Raw genomic sequence first — 19,192 nt, 5'->3', positions numbered from 1 at the left:
CCCGTCTAAACCCGCCTTCAGGGGGCGAGTATGCCCGGTGCGGAGAGGGGTTTTTCCCGCGGTGGGGTGCGCGGCGCGCCTGTCTTTTTGCCGACTGCTGCGCAGCCGATCGGGGATAAATCCCCTCGCCACAGGAACGGTTTCAACTTTGAGGTTGGGGCGTTTTAGAGGAAGGAGGTTTTGCCAGCAGCTTGCGGGTAACGCCAAGCATCGCCACTGAAACCGCCACACCCACCGCAAACCCACTCAAGCCCATGCTCGGCAACGTCAGCGCCGACACCAGACAAAACGCCGAAAACGAATACATCCCCGTCGCCGTCGCGCGCAGCAATGCCGCTGTAAACGCCGGCCCGCGCGTCTGCTGGGAAAACACCGCCATCACACTGCCAAGCACCGGGAACACCGCGAGCAAACCGCTCCAGCGTTCACCGACGGTGCTGGCAAGCATCGTCACCACCAGCGTCAACGCCGCGCCAGCGATCATCCGCCAGATCAATTTGTCCGACTTCGGTGCCGTACCCTTCAGCACTGGTTGCACATCCGGAAACAGATAAGGGGAGGCGAGCAGGGCAACCGCTGCGGCCACCACCGAAAACGGCAGCGACGGTGGAATCAGCGACAGCACCAGCGCCAACACAGCCCAGACCGTCATCGATATCGCCAGCGCCCATGGCCAGTTCGCCCGTTGCGCGACCTGCGCATAGGTAATGCAGAAAGCGATCATCGCGAACATTGCCGACAACGCCGCCACCGCCGAATGCGCGGCAAACTGCGGCCCCTGTTCGATGGCGAGGAAAAACAGAATCGGCCCGACCACCACCGGCAACCCCGACAGCCACCCGGCCACGCTCGGCCCCCAGCGCTTGCCCGCCAAAGAAATCAGCAAGAGAAAACCGGGAATCAGCAGCAATTTGAGGATCAGCACGCAGGTGGCTCCGTCGAGTGAGAGACGCTCACGTTAGCATCGACGAACGGGGATTGCTGCATCGTTGTACAAAAATTGTATACAAAGTGCCTTGCCGGATAGCCGACTATGCTCTGATTATCAGGGCTTGCGGGAGTCGATGCCGCGATGAACAGAACACCGAAGGTGTTACGTGGATGCTGCGGCATAGGCTTGTGGGCCTTGTTGCTCACGCCGACCTGGGCCAATTGGCAGGACGCCGTGCCCGGTGCGCAAATCATCGGCACCGGTGATTTCAGTGTGTTCGGTTTCGATGTCTACAACGCGCGATTGTGGAGTGCCGCGCGACCGCTAGCGGACGGTCAGCCCTTCGCGCTGGAACTGATCTACCGCCGCACCATTTCTCGCGATGATCTGGTCAAGGCCAGTGTCGACGAAATCAAACGCCTCGGAGGGCCCAGCGTCAGCCCTGCACAGCTGGCCGGTTGGCAAATTCAGATGCAGCAATCCTTCGTCGATGTGCAGGCCGGCACGCGGATCACCGGTGTGTACTTGCCGGGGCAGGGCGCGCGGTTTTTTGTCGGGCAACAGTTGCAGCATGAGGTCGATGATCCGCAGTTCGCCCGGGCGTTTTTCGACATCTGGCTGGATCCGCGCACACGCAGTCCCGAATTGCGCGAGCAATTGTTGGGCGCGAGCCGATAAGATCAAAAGATCGCAGCCTGCGGCAGCTCCTACAGGTGCGATCTTTTGATCTTCAACGTGAACGTCTAAGCTGCGTCTTTCCGACTTGTTTCTGGATGTGTGCGTGAAATTCAGTGTGCCCAAAATCGCCACCGCGCCGTTTTGCCCGCCGGAAGTGGCCGGCAGTGTCGAGGTCGACCCCAACGCCCCCTTCTTCAAACGCGTACTGCGTTTCGCCGGCCCCGGTCTATTGGTGTCGATCGGCTACATGGATCCGGGCAACTGGGCGACTGCGATCGAAGCCGGTTCGCGCTTCGGCTACAGCCTGTTGTTCGTGGTGTTGCTGGCGAGTCTGGCGGGCATGGTGGTGCAATGTTTGTGTTCGCGGCTGGGCATCGCCACCGGCCGCGATCTGGCGCAATTGTCCCGCGAACGCTACAGCACGCCGACCGCACGCTTGCAGTGGATATTGGCGGAGATTTCTATCATCGCCACCGACCTCGCCGAAGTGCTCGGATGCGCACTGGCGTTTCACCTGCTGCTCGGTTGTTCGCTGACCTTCGGCATCGCCCTGACCGCGTTCGACACGCTGCTGGTGCTGGCCCTGCAGAACCGTGGATTTCGCCGACTGGAAGCGATCATGCTGGTGCTGGTCGCGACTATCGGCGTGTGTTTCTTCGTTGAGCTGGTGCTGATCAAACCGTACTGGCCTGACGTTTTCCAAGGCTTCAAACCGTCGCTGTCGGCGATCAGTGATGCAGCGCCGCTGTACCTGGCGATCGGCATACTCGGCGCGACGGTGATGCCGCATAACCTCTACCTGCACACCTCGATCGTGCAGACCCGGATGATCGGCAAGGATCTGGCGAGCAAGCAGGACGCGGTGAAACTGGCGCGCATCGACACAATCGGCTCGCTGGCGCTGGCGCTGCTGGTCAACGCGGCGATTCTGATTCTCGCGGCAGCGGCGTTTCACCAGTCCGGGCATACCGACGTGGTCGACATTCAGGACGCCTATCACTTGCTCGACCCGCTGGTCGGTGGCGCGCTGGCCAGTGTGCTGTTCGGCGTGGCGTTGCTGGCGTCGGGGCAGAGTTCGACCTTCACCGGCACCATCGCCGGGCAGGTGATCATGGAGGGCTATCTCAATCTGCGGATTCCGTGCTGGCAGCGGCGCTTGATCACGCGCGGGCTGGCGCTGATTCCGGCGTTTATCGGCGTGTGGTTGATGGGCGATAACGCGGTGGGGAAATTGTTGGTGATGAGTCAGGTGGTGCTGAGTTTGCAGCTGCCGTTTGCGCTGTATCCGCTGATTCGCATGACCAATGACAAACAGCTGATGGGGCCGTTTGTGAATCGGTCGCCGACAAGGGTGTTGGCGTGGGGGTTGTTTGTGGTGATCAGTGGCGCGAATGCTTGGTTGATTCTGCAATTGGCTGGCTGATCAGAAATTTGTAGTGGCTGGACTGGCCCTTTCGCGAGCAAGCCCGCTCCCACAGTGGTTGGTGTTATTCACAAATATTGTGTACACCCACCAACCCTGTGGGAGCGGGCTTGCTCGCGAAGGGGCCTTCAAGGCCAGCCTATAAAATCCAGACAAAAAAAGACCCGGTGCAACCGAAGCTGCACCGGGTTTTTGTTGCCAGCAACCAACGGATGTCGTGGATCCGCCGCCTGCCGTTGAACTCTTGCTTACGCGCGTTCCAGCGCCAGCGCCACGCCTTGACCACCGCCAATGCACAAGGTCGCCAGACCCTTTTTCGCATCACGCTTGATCATTTCATGCAGCAGCGTCACCAGCACACGGCAGCCCGATGCGCCGATCGGGTGGCCCAGCGCAATGGCGCCGCCGTTGACGTTGACCTTGCTCAGATCCCATTGCAGATCCTTGGCCACCGCCAGCGACTGTGCAGCGAAGGCTTCGTTGGCCTCGATCAGGTCGAGCTGGTCGATGTTCCAGCCAGCCTTGTCCAGGCAGCGGCGAGTCGCCGATACCGGGCCGATGCCCATGATCGCCGGGTCAACGCCGGCGTTGGCGTAAGCGGCGATTTTCGCCAGCACCGGCAAACCGAGGGCTTTGGCTTTTTCCGCGCTCATCAGGATCACAGCGGCAGCACCGTCGTTCAGCGACGAAGCGTTGCCGGCGGTGACACTGCCGTCCTTTTTGAACGCCGGACGCAGTTTCGCCAGCGATTCAGCGGTGGTGTCGCCGCGTGGCTGCTCGTCGACCTTGAACGCGACCGGATCGCCTTTGCGCTGTGGAATCAGGATCGGCGTGATTTCATCGACAAAGCGACCGGCCTCAATGGCGGCGGCAGCTTTCTGCTGGGACGCGGCAGCAAAGGCGTCTTGCTGCTCGCGGCTGATTTCGTATTTGTCGACGAGGTTCTCGGCAGTGATGCCCATGTGGTAATCGTTGAACGCATCCCACAGACCATCGCTGATCATGGTGTCGACGATTTGCGCGTGGCCCATGCGCAGACCGGTGCGGGCGCCCGGCATTACATAGTTGGACAGGCTCATGTTTTCCTGGCCGCCGGCGATGATCACGTCCGCGTCGCCGCAACGGATTGCTTGCGCGCCGAGGTGCAGGGCTTTGAGACCCGAACCGCAAACCTTGTTCAGGGTCAGCGCCGGTACCGCGTGTGGCAGGCCAGCCTTGATCGCCGACTGACGCGCGGGGTTTTGACCTGCGCCGGCGGTCAACACCTGGCCCATGATCACTTCATCAACCTGCGCACCGTCCAGACCGGTTTGTTCGAGCAACTGGCGGATCACCGCCGCGCCCAGATCCACCGCAGAAACGCTGGCCAGGGCACCCTGGAAACTGCCGATCGCGGTACGCGTGGCGGCAACAATGACGACGTCTTGCATTTTCGAATTCCTCACTCGGCAGCGAACTGCATTTCCGGTATGTGATCCGGGACGATCAGTTTACCAGCGGTTTTGGCGACGATTTCCTCGACGCTGACGCCAGGTGCGCGTTCCTTGAGGACAAAAGCGCCATTTTCGATTTCCAGGTAGGCGAGGTCGGTCAGCACACGCTTGATGCAACCGGCGCCGGTCAACGGCAGGCTGCATTTGGACAGCAGCTTGGACTCACCGTCCTTGGAGGCGTGGGTCATGATCACGATAATGTTGTCGGCTCCGGCCACCAGATCCATCGCGCCGCCCATGCCCTTGACCAGTTTGCCGGGGATCATCCACGAAGCGATGTTGCCCTCGACGTCGACTTCGAACGCGCCGAGCACGGTCAGGTCGACGTGGCCACCGCGGATCATCGCGAAGGATTCGGCGGAGTTGAAAATCGACGCGCCGATGCGTGCCGTCACGGTCTGTTTGCCGGCGTTGATCATGTCGGCATCGATGGTTTCTTCAGTCGGAAACGGGCCCATGCCGAGCAGGCCGTTTTCCGATTGCAGCATGACTTCCATGCCTTCGGGGATGTAGTTGGCGACCAGGGTCGGAATGCCGATGCCGAGGTTCACGTAGAAGCCGTCCTGCATTTCGCGGGCGACGCGCTGAGCCATTTGTTCGCGGGAAAGTGCCATGTTGTTATTCTCCGTCAGCCTGAATTATTTGCGGATGGTGCGCTGTTCGATGCGTTTTTCGAACGTGCCGCAAATGACCCGATCGACGTAGATGCCCGGGGTGTGAATCTGCGTCGGATCCAGCTCGCCGGGTTCGACGATTTCTTCGACTTCGACCACGGTGATCTTGCCGGCGGTGGCGGCCAGCGGGTTGAAGTTCTGCGCGGTGTGACGGTAAACGACGTTACCGAAATGGTCGGCTTTCCAGCCTTTGACGATGGCGAAGTCGCCGGTGATGGATTCTTCCATCAGGTACTTGCGGCCCTTGAACTCACGCACTTCCTTGCCATCGGCAACTGGAGTGCCGACGCCGGTGGCGGTGAAGAAGGCCGGAATGCCGGCGCCGCCCGCGCGCATTTTTTCAGCGAGGGTGCCTTGCGGGGTCAGGATGACTTCGATTTCGCCTTTGAGCAGTTGCTCTTCGAACAGCTTGTTTTCGCCGACGTAGGAGGCGATCACTTTGCTGATCTGGCGATCGGTGAGCAGCACGCCAAGGCCAAAGCCGTCGACGCCGCAGTTGTTGGAGACGACGGTGAGGTCGCGGGTGCCCTTGCGTTTGATCTCGGCGATCAGGTTTTCCGGAATGCCGCACAGACCAAAGCCGCCGGCGATGACGGTCATGCCGTCCTCAAGCCCGGCCAGGGCTTCCTCGTAAGAACTCACGCGCTTGTCGAAACCTGCCATATGCACCTCTTTTATTATTTGCGGGCGGCTGGCTAGCCGAATGGTTGGAGTGTCGCGCTGGGGGATATATTTGTTAAGTTGATTTTTAAGGTTGATTGATTGATAAAGCTCAATAATCACCACGTTATGGCTGATCGTTCCCACGCTTCGCGTGGTAGCGCCTCCATGGACGCTCCGCGTCCAGTGACGCAGAGCGTCACGGGCTGCATTCCCACGCGGAGCGAGGGAACGATCATGCATCGGGCTTCATGCTCAGAGGCTTTATTATGACCATCAAACAGATCCGCGCTTTTCTTGCCGTGGCGCAGAGCCTCAGTTTCGCCGTGGCCTGCGAGCGGCTGCACCTGTCGCAATCGGCGTTGAGCCTGACCATCAAAGCTTTGGAAGAAGGTTTGGGCGGGCGCCTGTTCAGCCGCAACACACGCAACGTCGCGCTGACCCCGGAGGGTGAATCGCTGCTGCCATTGGCGCGACGGCTGATCGCCGATTGGGACAACGCCGAAGACGAAATGCGCCAGCGCTTCAGCCTGCAACGCGGGCGCGTGACGCTGGCGGCGATGCCGTCGTTTGCCGGCAACTTGCTGCCGCCGATCCTCAAGACGTTTCGTGCGCGCTATCCGAACGTCAACGTCACGGTCAACGACGTGATCAACGAGCAAGTGCTGGAGATGGTGCGCGATCGTCAGGTCGAGTTGGGCGTGGCGTTCGAGCCGATGCAGAACACCTCGATGACCTTCACGCCGCTGTATATGGATCGCTTCGTCGCCGTGGTGCCGAAGGATTCGCCGCTGGCCGGGCGTACCGAGATCGATTGGCAGACATTGTTGCAGGAGCCGTTCATTACCTTGCAACGGCCGTCGACGGTGCGGGTGATGCTTGAAGAACACTTGCAGGCGCGCGGGATGAAATTGCCGGTGGAGTTTGAGAGTCATCAACTGGCGACGGTGGGACGCATGGTAGCCAGTGGGTTGGGAGTGAGCGCGGTGCCGGCGTTGTGTGTCGAGCAGATGCAGGAACTGGGTGCGCATTGCCTGACGTTGATTGATTCAGTGGAGCGGGCGATTGGTGTGCTGACGGAACCGGGGAACGAGCGCTCGGCGGCGGCGCAGGCGTTGTTCGATATTCTCCAGCAGGAAAACTATGCCTGAAACGCATCCCGTGTAGGAGCTGCCGAAGGCTGCGATCTTTTGATCTTTAAGACAAAATCAAAAGATCGCAGCCTTCGGCAGCTCCTACAGGCGGTGTGTCAGTGAAGGGGATTTTGGCTGACAGAACGCCTTCGCGAGCAAGCCCGCTCCCACAGGGGGAAATGCGGTGTCAGGGAGTCAGGTTTTGTGTCAGCAGGGGCAAAACCTGTTCGCAAGACGCTTCGATTTTCAGATCGAGCAAATCATCCGCTCGCGTCTTGCCCAGATTAATCGCAATCAACGGTTTACCCCGATCCGCGATCACCCGGCACAAGCGAAACGCTGAATACGCCATCAACGACGAACCCACCACCAGCAAGCCCGCAGCACTTTCCGCTGCGGCCATCGCCCGGGCCGCCGTATGGGCCGCGACGTTTTCGCCGAAAAACACCACATCCGGTTTCAGCCGTTCGCTGTCGCAATGCGGGCAGCGCGGCGATTGAAAGCGTGCTTCAAACGCCGGGTCGAGCAGGGTATCGCCATCGGGTGCCTGCACCGCATCGACGCCGGCCAGATACGGGTTCTGCGCTTCCATCACCTGCTGAATGGCGTCGCGCTCGCTGCGTTGGGCGCAATCCAGACACAACACTCGGTGCAGGCTGCCGTGCAGTTCGATGACATCGTGACTGCCGGCCTGATCGTGCAGGGTGTCGACGTTTTGCGTGATCAGTCCGCTGATTCGCCCGTGACTTTGTAACGTGGCCAGCGCCTCGTGCGCAGGATTCGGCCGCGCCTGACGCACTCGCGGCCAACCCAGCATCGCCCGCGCCCAGTAGCGGCGGCGTGACTCCGGGGCGGCGAGGAATTCCTGATACATCATCGGCTGCCGGCCCCGGCGCACACCGTCGCTGTCGCGGTAATCGGGGATGCCCGAAGGCGTGCTGATGCCGGCACCGGTCAGCACCAGAAAATCGCCATCGGCCATCGCCTGTTGCAGCGTGTCGAGGTGTTCGCGGGTCGGGCTGTCGAGCATGGCAAGCGCTCCGAAGGCTGGAGGATGACATGCAGGTTAGCACTGACTTTTCTGGCCGGGTTATTTACGCGCCTCCAGTATCAGGTTGAACGGTGTCTGTGTGGCGCGGCGAAAATGCTTGAAACCTGCCTCGGTAAATACTTTGCGCAAACGCAATTCCCCAGCCTGCGCACCGAGACCCAAACCCACCTCCTGCGACAACGAATTCGGCGTGCAAATAAACGTCGACGCCGCGTAAAACAACCGCCCGACCGGATTGATGTTGTCGTCCAGCGTATCGTTGGCGAATGGCTCGACCAGCAGCACCGTGCCGTCATCCTTCAACGAATCGTAGGCATGCCGCGCAGCACCGACCGGGTCGCCCATGTCGTGCAGGCAGTCGAAATAGCAGATCAGGTCATAGTCATTGCCCGGATAACTTTTCGCGGTGCCCTGAAAAAACGTCGCCCGACTGCTGACGCCACCTTCTTCAGCGCGCTGAGTGGCGACGGTAATCGACGGCGCGTGGTAGTCGAAACCGACAAAACGAGAATTGGGAAACGCCTGCGCCATGATCACCGTCGAGGCGCCGTGTCCGCAGCCGACATCAGCAACTTTGGCGCCGGCCTCCAGTTTTGCGACCACGCCGTCCAGCGCCGGCAGCCATTCGGCGATCAAGTGGCCTTTATAGCCGGGCCGAAAGAAGCGCTCGGTGCCGGTGAACATGCACGGATGGTGATCGCCCCAGGGCAGGGCGCCGTTGCCGCGCATGGCTTTGACCAGTTTGTCTTTGTCGTGGAAAAACGATGCCACCACGCCCAGTCCGCCGGCGACGTATACCGGCGAATCTTCCACGGCCAGCGCCAGTGCCTGTTCTTCCGGCAAGCGGAATTGGCCGTCGAGGTGCTCCATGTAGCCGGACGCCGCGTGGGCGCTGAGCCATTCGCGCACCAGACGTGGGTTGCAGGTGGTTTTTGCGGCGAGGGCTTCGGGGCTGATTGGTTGGCTGTCGGCCATCGCCCGGTACAGCCCGAGCTCTTCGCCGACGATGACATTGGCCAGCATCGCCGCGCCGCCCATGTCGTTGACCAGTTTGCCCATGAAGTCGTTGAGTCGGGCCTCGTCCATTGTGTGTGCTCCTGAAACAGGATCACAGTCCGGCGGCGTTGACGGTCGAGGCATGCGCCACCGGGCGGTGGTCGGGGATTCGGGCAGGGCGTTCGCTGCGCCCTGCGGCCCCCTCGACTGGGTATAAATGAGTGTAGGAGCTGTCGAGTGAAACGAGGCTGCGATCTTTTGATTTTGATGCTGATTTTTAAGATCAAAAGATCGCAGCCTCGTTTCACTCGTCAGCTCCTACAGGGCAAGGGGTGTGTTTTAGAGGTCGCGGGCCATCAGCGCGTGTTCACTGTCCCACGCGCGGAAGCGTTCCATCACTTGCCAGCCGCGTTTGGCGTAGTAGTCCTGCTTGGATTGGGTGTGCAGGTACAAGCGCGCAAACCCGCAGTCCTTCGCCTCCTGACAAATCCCGTCAATCAAACGCTCCGCCAAGCCTTGCCCGCGCGCCTCGGGGCTGACGAACACGCAGGCCAGCCACGGGCCGAGATCCGGCCGATGGGCCAGATCATCGCGGGCCAAGGCCGCACCGCCGACCAGCCGTTCGCCGTCGATAGCAATCAGGCACGACCATTCACCATTGCTTTGCCCTTGAGCAAATTCACGCTGCCAATCGGCCAGTGGTTGATGCGTATATTCGTAGTGAAATTGCTGATGAATCCATTTGGCATAGCGGTCGCTGTGTTGCATGTGATGTGCGAGCCAATCGATTTGCAGTGACATCGGTCGAGTCCGTTCCAGAGGCGGTCGTGCATCAAAAACCAATCCACCGCCGCTGGCAATCCCGAGGCTGTTGCAGCGGCTTTACAGATTTCCACCATTCATCGGCAAAGCAGCGGTTTTGACGGGTTGCCGGACGATTGGCCGGGACGCCAGGCAGACGCGGCGCGATAGTGATTGAGCGGGGTCACTGCCGGCCCGGTTTTCTATGTCCATAACAAGAACGCAGCGGAGCTCGAATTCATGACTGCACCGATTGATCTGACTGCCTTGAAAGAACGCCAGAAGGTCGCCTGGGCCAGTGGCGATTACGCCGTGATCGGCACCACCCTGCAAATCGTCGGCGAAAACCTCGCCGAAGCCTGTGATCTACGTTGCGATGAAGAGGTGCTGGACGTCGCTGCCGGCAATGGCAATGCCACACTGGCGGCGGCGCGGCGGGGTGCGTTGGTGACGTCCACCGATTACGTCGCAGCGCTGTTGGAACGTGGACAGGATCGGGCGCGCGCCGAACATCTTGACGTGACTTTTCAAGTCGCCGACGCCGAGGATCTGCCGTTCGAAGATGAGAGTTACGACGCGGTGCTGTCGACGTTCGGCGTGATGTTTGCTCCGGATCAGGACAAAGCGGCCGCTGAGCTGGGTCGGGTCTGTCGCCGAGGTGGACGGATCGGTCTGGCCAACTGGACGCCGGAAGGTTTCGTCGGCCAGATGTTCAAAACCCTCGGCCGGCATGTGCCGCCCCCAGCGATCGCCCAGCCACCGTCGAACTGGGGCACGGAAGCGTGGCTGCATGAGCATTTCGATGATCACGATTTTGTCGTGCAGGTAACACGCCGCGAGTTCAATTTCCGCTATCGCTCGGCGGCGCACTTTATCGATATCTTCCGCCATTGGTACGGGCCGGTGCACAAAGCGTTCGCCGCGCTGCCGCCGGAGAGTGGGCAGGCGCTGGAAAGTGATCTGGCGGATTTGCTCAATCGTATGAATCGAGCAGGAGAGGATTCGCTGGTGGTGCCGAGTGAGTATCTGGAGGTGGTGATCAGCAAACGCTGACCCGCACCCTCATTCAGAGACCCATGGAGATCAAAGTGTGGGAGCGGGCTTGCTCGCGAAGGCGGCGAATCAGTCTCCACATCAGTCGACTGAAACACCGCTTTCGCGAGCAAGCCCGCTCCCACATTTGGATTTGTGATGGTCTGCAATATCTACTTCTGATGCGCCCGATCAAACCATTCCAGCGCCGTGCGCCAGATGCAGATCCCCAGAAAGTAAGCCGACATCAGCAACCACAACCCCATCACCAACGGGTTGATCACCGGGTGATTGAGCACCAGCGACAAGCTGCACAGCAGCCAGATCGCCGTCACCGCAATGTTGATCGGCATAAACCGGCGCACGCGGAATGGATGCAAAAACTTCATCCGAGTCACCGTCAACAGCGCCAGCCCGATCACCGTCAAAAACGTGATCCAAGGCCCCGGGCCGATGATGTACAAACACAACGCAACCACATTCCACGCTGCCGGAAACCCGACAAAGTAGTTGTCTTTGCTCTTCATATTGACGTTGCAGAAGCAGAACAGCGATGACACGAGAATCAGCGACACGGTCAGCAGCAGGGTGTAATCCGGCAGCGGAATGTAGCGATAGATGAACAGCGCCGGGATAAACACGTAGGTCAGGTAATCGATCACCAGATCAAGGATCGAGCCGTCGAAACTCGGCAGCACCGATTGCACATTAACCTTGCGCGCGAGGGCGCCGTCGAGGCCGTCGACGATCAGCGCCACGCCCAGCCACATCAGGCAATGGGTCGGCTGGTTTTCCAGCAGGGCGAGGGTGGCAAGAAAAGCAGTGACCACGCCGGTCGCGGTAAAACCATGGGCGCCCCATGCTTTGAGCCTGGCGATGTGTACGGTCGATATCACGGGGGCGTTCTCCAGAAAGTGAAGCAAGCCGGGTATCACCCTTGAGTGGCAAGGGCGCCGGCAAACCGGGTCGGGGTTGCAGCTATCGACCGGTCTGGCCGGGATAAGGTTCACCACCCTTGAATCTTAGCTGGCCGATGGAAAAATTCCCGGGGCAAACCGGCGAGGGCCTTGAGTGTCGGCCAAACGGTGCTGGCGCTATGGCCGCAGGGGTCTAGAGTTGCCAGACGCAGTCACTGCCAATGTCTGAGGATGACGCCATGAACACCACTGATTTACTCGAACAACTGCTGCGAGGCCAGGCCTCGGCGGGACAACAAAGTAACGCCTCGGCCGGTGGCGGTCTGGGCGGGCTCGGGGGCTTGCTGGGTGGTCTGCTTGGTGGCGGCTCGGGCGCGGCCAGCGGCGGCGGGTCTGCCGGTGGTCTAGGCGGACTGGGCGGTTTGCTCGGTGGATTACTCGGCGGCGGTTCGGCTGGCGGTGGTGGGTTGGGTGGCGCGCTGGGTGGCGGCACGCAAAGTCGTTCCGGCGGCGGCACCAATTACGCGGCACTGGCGTCGCTGGGGATGATGGCGTACCAGGCGTATCAAGCCTGGCAACGCAGCCAGGCCAGCACGGCGCCACAACAGATTCCACAAACGGCCAACCTGCTCGCGGGGCCGGACGTCGAAGAACACAGCCACGCAGTGCTGCGCGCCTTGATCGCAGCGGCCAAGGCAGACGGGCGTATCGATGAATCGGAAAAACACCTGATCAGCGCAGAAATCGGCAAGCACACCGACGATCCACAATTGCAGCAATGGCTCGACGCCGAAGTCGCCAAACCGCTGGACGCCAGTGAAGTCGCCCAGTCGGCAAACGGTGACCCCGCCATCGCGGCCGAAATGTATTTGTCCAGCGTATTGCTCGTGGATGACCAGCAGGATGCCGAACGCAGCTATCTGGATGAACTGGCAGCAGCATTGCAGATCGATCCGGATTTGCAGGTGCATCTCGAGCAACAGGCCAAAGGGCAGGCGTAAGCCAACGTCAAAAGATCGCAGCACATTGAGTATTTGTACCTGTAGGAGCTGCCGAAGGCTGCGATCTTTTGATCTGGATTTTCAAACCCAAACCGCATCCCACAACGGATAATCCCCCAACCGAGCAACCAACCCGGCCCGCAAAGGGTTCATCACGATATACCGCGCAGCCGCTTTCAAGTCCTCATCCCGCCGCAATGCCCGATCGTAATACCCACGCTGCCACAGCCGCCCCTGACTGCCCCGTCTGAGATTGGTCGAACGACAACTCCGCGATTTGACGCGGCACATCAGTTGCGCCAATGAACCTTGTTTCAGCTCAACCAGCCAATGCAAGTGATCCGGCATGACGACCCAAGCTAGTGATTGAACCGATCCTGATTCTTCTGCAAAACGTAACTGCTGAACCAGTAACCGACCTAGCTGCAAATCGCAAAAAACGGGCAATCTCTGATCAACCACCACCGTCAGCAGATAAACCTGTCCCGACTCCGAATACCGCCCCTTCCTCAATCCACATCCTTTTGCCGCAACAGGCATTCCTTTGCCCTCCAAAAATCATCGTCGTTAAACCCTAGCCATCCCTCGCCCAATCGCGAATCCAACCCGTTGCACGATGTAACCTCATTACACGATCTAATCCCGTAATACGATGTTTGCCCATGTAGGAGCTGCCGAAGGCTGCGATCTTTTGATCCTAAAAAATCAGCATCAAAAGATCGCAGCCTTCGGCAGCTCCTACAGATAATTTCGGCAGTTTCAGCAGTTTCAGCAGTTTCGGCAGTTTCGGCAGTTTCGGCAGTTTCAGCGGTTTCATCAGTTTCATCAGTTTCATCAGTTTCATCAGTTTCATCAGTTTCAGGTGTAGCAGGAGATTCATTGGCTGCAAACGCTTCGAAAGGGCCGTCCGTCCGGGCAATTTTCACGTCGATTGAATTTTTCACAGGCGCGACGCCTCTGCTGCTGTAGAGGCGCGTGAACAGCGTCCTGCCAATTGACCGAGAAAACTGCCATGACTGTCCTGACACGCCTGCATTCCACGCCTGCCCAGCCGCAGGCGATCAATCCTGCCGGGAATATCCGATGCATTTATGACGCGTTGCTCAAGGATGAAAATCCGCAGGCGTTGGCGCAGTCATTCCTGCACGAGCAACTGCAAAACGCCGGGCAACTCCCGGATACCCTGCCGCAAGACCCGACGACGTGGCACGCCTGGGTGGCCGAACATTGCACCGATGTCGCGCAGCAATACGCCGAATATCTGCAACAACGTAAAGCCGGCGGGGCTCGGCAATTTTTCACCTGCAAGGCGCAGGCGCTGTACTTTCTGCAAGCAGTGGCGCCGACCAAACTGGTCGACGGCGCGTGGTTGTATGGCTTGCTGGCGCAGTGGCAGGATCCGCGTTTCGCCGGTTTGCTCACCACCTATCTGGAAGAACTCGGCGACGGCAACCCCGCGCAAAACCATGTGGTGATCTACCGCAAACTCCTTGCCGAACACGACTTGCAGGACAGCGCCGCAATCGCCGATGAACACTACCTGCAAGGCGCGTTGCAACTGGCGCTTGGCATTGCCGGTGTCGATTGCTTGCCAGAAGTGATCGGCTACAACCTGGGTTACGAGCAACTGCCATTGCACCTGCTGATCACTAGTTACGAACTCAGCGAGCTGGGCATCGATCCCTACTATTTCACTTTGCACGTGACCATCGACAACGCCAGCACCGGCCATGCGCAAAAAGCCGTGCAGGCGGTGCTCGATTTGTTGCCACTGGAGGCTGATCGCGCCGATTTTCTGCGTCGTGTATCGCTCGGTTATCGCCTTAATGATCTGGGGCAGGGCAGTCGCGCGATCATCGAAAACTTCGACCTTGAGCGTGAATTGTTGGCGATGCTTGAACGCAAGCGGCCGTTCGGCCAGCACATGCATTCTGACTACTGCCGCTTTGAAGGCCAGACCGTCAATCAATGGCTGTCGACGCCTGAGCAACTGCCCGGCTTCATGCAAGCGCTGCAGGACAAAGGCTGGATCAAACGCAACGAAGACCCACAGAACAGCCGCTTTTGGCAACTGATCGCGGGTGACGGTGCGGCGATGTTCGGCGTGTTCAACGCCTATGAAAAACAACTGGTGCATGACTGGATTGCCGGCGATTGGAAATCCTCCGAAAAGCCGAAAGTCGCTCGGCGTCGGCCTCAAACGGCGGCATCGATCGCGGTGCCCGAGCAGGATCCCGATGTGCAGCAATTGAACGCGGCGTTGCAAGGTCAGGACGGTCTCACGCAAATCGCGACGCTGATTCCGTGGCTCGCCCCGGATCGCCATGCACACCCGGCCGGGTTACTCGCCACCCGACGATTTATCGAACTCAAATCACGCCAGCCGTAAGGAAATTTTCAATGAGTCAGGAAGAACAATTCAGCAGCCATGATCTGGCGCTGCTGCAACTGGGCCGGCGCCTTCAGGCCGATGGCTACCGTTTCATCACCCCGACGCCGCTGACGCATCAGCGCGTCAATCAGCGCGACGAAGGGCAAATGGCTGACAGCCTGCGTGATGTGTTTGGCTGGTCGCGGCCGTTCGAACCCGGATTGTTGTCCGCCGACGAACAGCGCCAGTTACAGGCGGCGCAAGTCATCGACACCTACGAAGGCCAACTGAAAAGTCGCGTGCGCTGGTCGAGCCTGGATGATCTGTTGTTCGTGCATTCGGCGTTCCCGACCGACGCGGCGGACTCGGTGTTCTTCGGTCCCGACACCTACCGTTTCGCCCAGATGATCCACGCTCATCTGCAACAGAACTTCGCCCCGATCCATCGCGCGGTCGACATCGGTTGTGGCGCTGGCGTCGGTGCGATCGTGATCGCCCGAGCCCGTCGCGAGGCGCAAGTCCTGGCGCTGGATATCAACCCCGCCGCGCTGCGCCTGACTGCAATTAACGCGGCGCTGGCGGAAGTCGCCAACGTTGAAGTTCACCCCAGTGATCTGTTGCAAGGCGTCGACGGCGAGTTCGATCTGATCGCCGCCAACCCGCCGTACATGGCGGATCCGGCGGAGCGCGCCTATCGCCACGGTGGCGGAACACTCGGCGCGGGACTGTCACTACGGATCGTCGAGCAAGCGCTAAATCGGCTGGCTCCCGGTGGTTCGCTGCTGCTCTATACCGGCGTGGCGATGGTCGATGGCCGTGATCCATTCCTCGACACGGTGCTGCCGCGACTCGATGAAAAACGCTTCGCCTGGACGTACCGTGAAATCGATCCGGATGTCTTTGGCGAAGAGCTGCTGAACCCCGGATATCAACGGGTTGACCGAATCGCCGTGGTGGCGCTGACCGTCACCCGAATGGGCTGAAATCAGGCAGGTGCACGATGAACAGGAACCTCGACGACTACAACCGCATGCGCGATTTCTCGGCAACCTCGGAACCGGCGGCAGTCAAACGCTCGGGCCGCAAAACCGCCGCCGAGCACGCCTTGCAGTTCTGCATCCAGAAGCACGACGCTTCGCACCTGCATTATGACTTTCGCCTGGAACTCGATGGCGCGTTGAAGAGTTGGGCCGTGCCGAAGGGGCCGTCGCTGGATCCCAAGGTCAAGCGCCTGGCAGTGCACGTCGAGGATCATCCGCTGGATTACGCGACCTTCGAGGGCAGCATTCCCGAAGGGCATTACGGCGCGGGCGATGTGATTGTCTGGGATCGCGGCGTGTGGATTCCGCAGGAGGATCCGCAACAGGCCTACGCCAAAGGCAAGCTCAAGTTCGAGCTGCAAGGCGAGAAACTCGGCGGGATCTGGAATCTGGTGCGCACGCACATGCCGGGGAAAAAGGAGCAGTGGTTCCTGATCAAACATCAGGACAGCGCCGCGCGGCCGCAAGATGATTACGACGTGCTAGTCGCTGAGCCGGACAGCGTGTTGAGCGAACGCACCCTCGTCGACAAACCGAAACTCGCCGCCGAGCAAAGCAAACCGGTGAAGAAACCCGCCGCCAAATCGCGAAAAAAAGCCAGCGGCACGCTGACGGGCGCGCATAAAGCCAAGCTGCCGGCGCAGCTCAAACCCGAGTTGGCCACACTGGTTGATAGCGCGCCTGAAGGGCAGTGGAGCTACGAAATCAAATTCGACGGCTACCGGATCATGGCGCGGATCGATCACGACCAGGTGCAACTGTTCACCCGCAACGGCCACGATTGGACGCACAAGTTGCCGCAACAGGCCGAAGCCTTGGCCGCGCTGGGTCTGGAATCGGCCTGGCTGGACGGCGAAATGGTCGTCGCCAACGAACATGGCGTGCCGGATTTTCAGGCGCTGCAAAATGCTTTCGAGGCTGGGCGCAGCGGCAACATTCTCTACTACCTGTTTGATCTGCCGTATCTCAACGGCGTCGACTTGCGTGAGGTGCCGGTTGAAGAGCGTCGAGCCGCGCTGGCGACCATCCTCGGCGCGCAGAAAAATCCGCTGCTGCGCTATTCCGAAGCCTTCGACGAAACCCCGGATGCGTTGCTCAACAGCGCTTGTCAGATGCAGATGGAAGGCCTGATCGGCAAACGCCTCGGCTCGCCTTATGTGTCGCGACGCAGCGGTGACTGGATCAAACTGAAGTGCAAGCATCGGCAGGAATTTGTCGTCGTCGGCTACACCGATCCGAAAGGTTCGCGCAGTGCCTTCGGAGCGTTGCTGTTGGGTCTGCATGATCGTGACAGCGGCGAGTTGCGTTACGCCGGTAAGGTTGGCACGGGCTTCAACGAAGCGACGCTGAAAAGCATTCTGGCGCAGTTGAAACCGTTGCAGGTGAAGAAGGCTGCCGTGGTCAATCCGCCGAGCGGTTTTGAGGCCAAAGGCGTGCACTGGCTCAAACCGAAATTGTTGGCCGAAATCGCCTTCGCTGAAATGACCAAGGACGGCTCGGTGCGCCACGCCGTGTTCCATGGTTTGCGCGATGACAAACCGGCCAAGGACATCACTGAGGAGCGAGCGAAACCGGTGAAGACTTCAGAGACGAAAACTGCAGCGAAAAGCCCTGCAAAAAAAACGGCGAAAAAAGTGGCCGCAGAAAAGGCTGAGACTGCGCCGTCGCAACTCGGTCTGGCCAACGGCAAGGTTCGCATCACTCACCCTGATCGGGTGATCGACGCGGTCAGCGGCACGACCAAAATGCAACTGGCCGAGTACTACGCCAGCGTTGCCGAATGGATTCTGCCGCAACTCAAGGATCGCCCGGTGGCGCTGGTGCGAGCGCCGGATGGCATTGCGGGTGAACTGTTCTTCCAGAAGAACGCCGAGCGCCTGGCGATCCCCGGCATCAGCACGCTGGACAAAGACGTCACCGGCCAACCGGTGATGCTGATCAACAACGCCGAAGCACTGATCGGCGCGGTGCAGATGAGCACGGTCGAGTTGCACACCTGGAACGCGACCACGGTGGATCTGGATAAACCCGATCGCTTCGTGCTCGACCTCGACCCGGATCCGGCGCTGCCGTGGAAAAGCATGGTCGAAGCCACCGCGCTGACCTTGACCGTGCTTGATGAACTGGGCTTGAAAGCGTTTCTTAAAACCAGTGGCGGCAAGGGTATTCACTTGGTGGTGCCGATCACGCGCAAGCTCGGCTGGGATGAAGTGAAGGATTTCAGCCACGCGATTGTCAGCCATATGGCCAAGCTGTTGCCGGATCGATTTTCGGCGGTGTCCGGGCCGAAAAACCGTGTCGGGCGGATCTTCATCGACTACCTGCGCAACGGCCTCGGCGCCACCACCATCTGCACTTACTCGGCGCGTACGCGCGAAGGGCTACCGGTGTCGGTACCGCTGTTTCGTGAAGAGGTTGGGGAGATCAAGGGCGGCAATCAATGGAACGTGCATAACGTCCACGAGCGGTTGGCCGAGGTTGGCGATGAGCCGTGGGCTGACATGAAGAAGACCCGGCAGAGCATCACCGCCGAGATGCGCAAACGAGTCGGCATGAAAAAGTGATCAGCTGTCGCGCAGCAAGTCGTGGGCGTTAAGCAATTCAAAAGCGATTTCGGGGTTGTTGTTCAAGCCCCGTCGAATCGCCGTTGGAATCGACTTGCGCGTTTTGCGGCACAGACCTGGCAGCGCGTCGATTTCGATCTCGATGCCGAGCATGGTGCGCACTTCGTGAAAACCCGGAGCGACGTCAACGCGAATGCCCAACTGCTCGAACATGCGTTTTTGCAGATGTCGCAGGTCTTCAAGGTTTTTCAATTGCTCCAGCCGCGCGAGCAAGACTTTTTCTTCCTCGCGGGTCAGGCGCAGGATGCGCAAATCCGCGCCGGGCGTTTCCAGCAACGGGTCGCGCCCGCAATCGCAGGCGCCGGGCGGGCAGGGGGAGCGCAAAGGCGCAGTCGTCGTCATGGCCTCCATCATAGAGGCCGCCGGA

At 59.9% G+C, this 19,192-nt stretch carries 19 protein-coding genes; 8 read left to right on the top strand and 11 right to left on the bottom strand.

Features of this window, described 5'->3' with window-relative positions; translation table 11 throughout:
• Nucleotides 1-142: 142 nt before the first annotated feature.
• The gene (locus KFS80_RS22690) at nt 143-925 is read right to left on the bottom strand and encodes a hypothetical protein (RefSeq protein WP_212545993.1); all 783 of its coding nucleotides are present in this window, start codon (nt 923-925) and stop codon (nt 143-145) included.
• A gap of 147 nt (nt 926-1,072) precedes the next feature.
• On the opposite strand from KFS80_RS22690, the gene KFS80_RS22685 reads away from it, so the two are divergent.
• Together KFS80_RS22685 and KFS80_RS22680 are read left to right on the top strand one after the other, a co-directional pair.
• Nucleotides 1,073-1,609, top strand: a complete 537-nt coding sequence (locus KFS80_RS22685) for a chalcone isomerase family protein (RefSeq protein ID WP_212545992.1) — start codon at nt 1,073-1,075, stop codon at nt 1,607-1,609.
• Between the two features lie 103 nt (nt 1,610-1,712).
• Entirely contained in the window at nt 1,713-3,032 is a 1,320-nt protein-coding gene (locus KFS80_RS22680; RefSeq protein ID WP_212545991.1) for an Nramp family divalent metal transporter, read from the top strand.
• A 248-nt stretch (nt 3,033-3,280) separates the two neighbouring features.
• Here the strand turns inward: KFS80_RS22680 and KFS80_RS22675 are convergent, their stop codons facing one another.
• The 3 genes from KFS80_RS22675 to KFS80_RS22665 are packed head-to-tail and all read right to left on the bottom strand — an operon-like array spanning nt 3,281 to nt 5,862.
• The gene (locus KFS80_RS22675) at nt 3,281-4,462 is read right to left on the bottom strand and encodes an acetyl-CoA C-acetyltransferase (RefSeq protein WP_212545990.1); all 1,182 of its coding nucleotides are present in this window, start codon (nt 4,460-4,462) and stop codon (nt 3,281-3,283) included.
• 11 nt (nt 4,463-4,473) lie between these two features.
• On the bottom strand, nt 4,474-5,139 hold the full coding sequence (locus tag KFS80_RS22670; RefSeq protein WP_212545989.1) for a CoA transferase subunit B: 666 nt from the start codon (nt 5,137-5,139) through the stop codon (nt 4,474-4,476).
• Nucleotides 5,140-5,163: 24 nt separating this feature from the next.
• Entirely contained in the window at nt 5,164-5,862 is a 699-nt protein-coding gene (locus tag KFS80_RS22665; RefSeq protein WP_053119263.1) for a CoA transferase subunit A, read from the bottom strand.
• A gap of 266 nt (nt 5,863-6,128) precedes the next feature.
• Between KFS80_RS22665 and KFS80_RS22660 the strand changes: the two genes are divergently transcribed.
• Complete coding sequence (locus KFS80_RS22660; RefSeq protein WP_212545988.1) at nt 6,129-7,010, top strand: LysR family transcriptional regulator; 882 nt, start codon at nt 6,129-6,131, stop codon at nt 7,008-7,010.
• Between the two features lie 169 nt (nt 7,011-7,179).
• On the opposite strand, the gene KFS80_RS22655 is transcribed toward KFS80_RS22660, so the two are convergent.
• From KFS80_RS22655 to KFS80_RS22645, 3 genes are all read right to left on the bottom strand, one after another.
• Nucleotides 7,180-8,022 (bottom strand): NAD-dependent protein deacetylase, encoded by an 843-nt coding sequence (locus KFS80_RS22655; protein ID WP_212545987.1) that lies wholly within the window; start codon nt 8,020-8,022, stop codon nt 7,180-7,182.
• A gap of 60 nt (nt 8,023-8,082) precedes the next feature.
• Nucleotides 8,083-9,129, bottom strand: coding sequence for a class I SAM-dependent methyltransferase (locus tag KFS80_RS22650; protein ID WP_212545986.1), 1,047 nt, complete (start codon nt 9,127-9,129; stop codon nt 8,083-8,085).
• Between the two features lie 249 nt (nt 9,130-9,378).
• On the bottom strand, nt 9,379-9,840 hold the full coding sequence (locus KFS80_RS22645) for a GNAT family N-acetyltransferase (RefSeq protein ID WP_212545985.1): 462 nt from the start codon (nt 9,838-9,840) through the stop codon (nt 9,379-9,381).
• 240 nt (nt 9,841-10,080) lie between these two features.
• On the opposite strand from KFS80_RS22645, the gene KFS80_RS22640 reads away from it, so the two are divergent.
• A complete protein-coding gene (locus tag KFS80_RS22640) occupies nt 10,081-10,893 on the top strand; it encodes a class I SAM-dependent methyltransferase (RefSeq protein WP_212545984.1) in 813 nt (270 codons plus the stop codon).
• 152 nt (nt 10,894-11,045) lie between these two features.
• On the opposite strand, the gene pcsA is transcribed toward KFS80_RS22640, so the two are convergent.
• Entirely contained in the window at nt 11,046-11,768 is a 723-nt protein-coding gene (gene pcsA, locus KFS80_RS22635) for a phosphatidylcholine synthase (RefSeq protein ID WP_053119275.1), read from the bottom strand.
• A gap of 260 nt (nt 11,769-12,028) precedes the next feature.
• Here pcsA and KFS80_RS22630 point away from each other — a divergent pair, with 260 nt between their 5' ends.
• Nucleotides 12,029-12,790, top strand: a complete 762-nt coding sequence (locus KFS80_RS22630; protein WP_212545983.1) for a tellurite resistance TerB family protein — start codon at nt 12,029-12,031, stop codon at nt 12,788-12,790.
• An 81-nt stretch (nt 12,791-12,871) separates the two neighbouring features.
• On the opposite strand, the gene KFS80_RS22625 is transcribed toward KFS80_RS22630, so the two are convergent.
• Together KFS80_RS22625 and KFS80_RS22620 are read right to left on the bottom strand one after the other, a co-directional pair.
• Nucleotides 12,872-13,330 (bottom strand): REP-associated tyrosine transposase, encoded by a 459-nt coding sequence (locus tag KFS80_RS22625; protein WP_212545982.1) that lies wholly within the window; start codon nt 13,328-13,330, stop codon nt 12,872-12,874.
• Nucleotides 13,300-13,734, bottom strand: coding sequence for a hypothetical protein (locus tag KFS80_RS22620; RefSeq protein ID WP_212545981.1), 435 nt, complete (start codon nt 13,732-13,734; stop codon nt 13,300-13,302). Before KFS80_RS22620 ends, KFS80_RS22625 begins: the two co-directional genes overlap by 31 nt.
• 68 nt (nt 13,735-13,802) lie before the next feature.
• Here KFS80_RS22620 and KFS80_RS22615 point away from each other — a divergent pair, with 68 nt between their 5' ends.
• The 3 genes from KFS80_RS22615 to ligD are packed head-to-tail and all read left to right on the top strand — an operon-like array spanning nt 13,803 to nt 18,765.
• Nucleotides 13,803-15,179 carry an iron-containing redox enzyme family protein gene (locus KFS80_RS22615; protein WP_212545980.1) on the top strand — a complete coding sequence of 459 codons (1,377 nt, stop codon included), beginning with the start codon at nt 13,803-13,805 and terminating at the stop codon, nt 15,177-15,179.
• A gap of 11 nt (nt 15,180-15,190) precedes the next feature.
• Nucleotides 15,191-16,144: a methyltransferase gene (locus tag KFS80_RS22610; protein WP_212545979.1), complete on the top strand. Its 954-nt coding sequence runs from the start codon at nt 15,191-15,193 to the stop codon at nt 16,142-16,144.
• A gap of 17 nt (nt 16,145-16,161) precedes the next feature.
• Nucleotides 16,162-18,765 carry a DNA ligase D gene (gene ligD / locus KFS80_RS22605; RefSeq protein WP_212545978.1) on the top strand — a complete coding sequence of 868 codons (2,604 nt, stop codon included), beginning with the start codon at nt 16,162-16,164 and terminating at the stop codon, nt 18,763-18,765.
• Here ligD and KFS80_RS22600 read toward each other — a convergent pair whose 3' ends face one another.
• A complete protein-coding gene (locus tag KFS80_RS22600) occupies nt 18,766-19,167 on the bottom strand; it encodes a hypothetical protein (RefSeq protein WP_212545977.1) in 402 nt (133 codons plus the stop codon).
• Nucleotides 19,168-19,192: the final 25 nt, after the last annotated feature.

The sequence above is a fragment of the Pseudomonas rustica genome, assembly GCF_018336155.1.
Lineage (GTDB): Bacteria > Pseudomonadota > Gammaproteobacteria > Pseudomonadales > Pseudomonadaceae > Aquipseudomonas > Aquipseudomonas rustica.
This window is presented reverse-complemented; position numbering and strand designations above follow the sequence as displayed.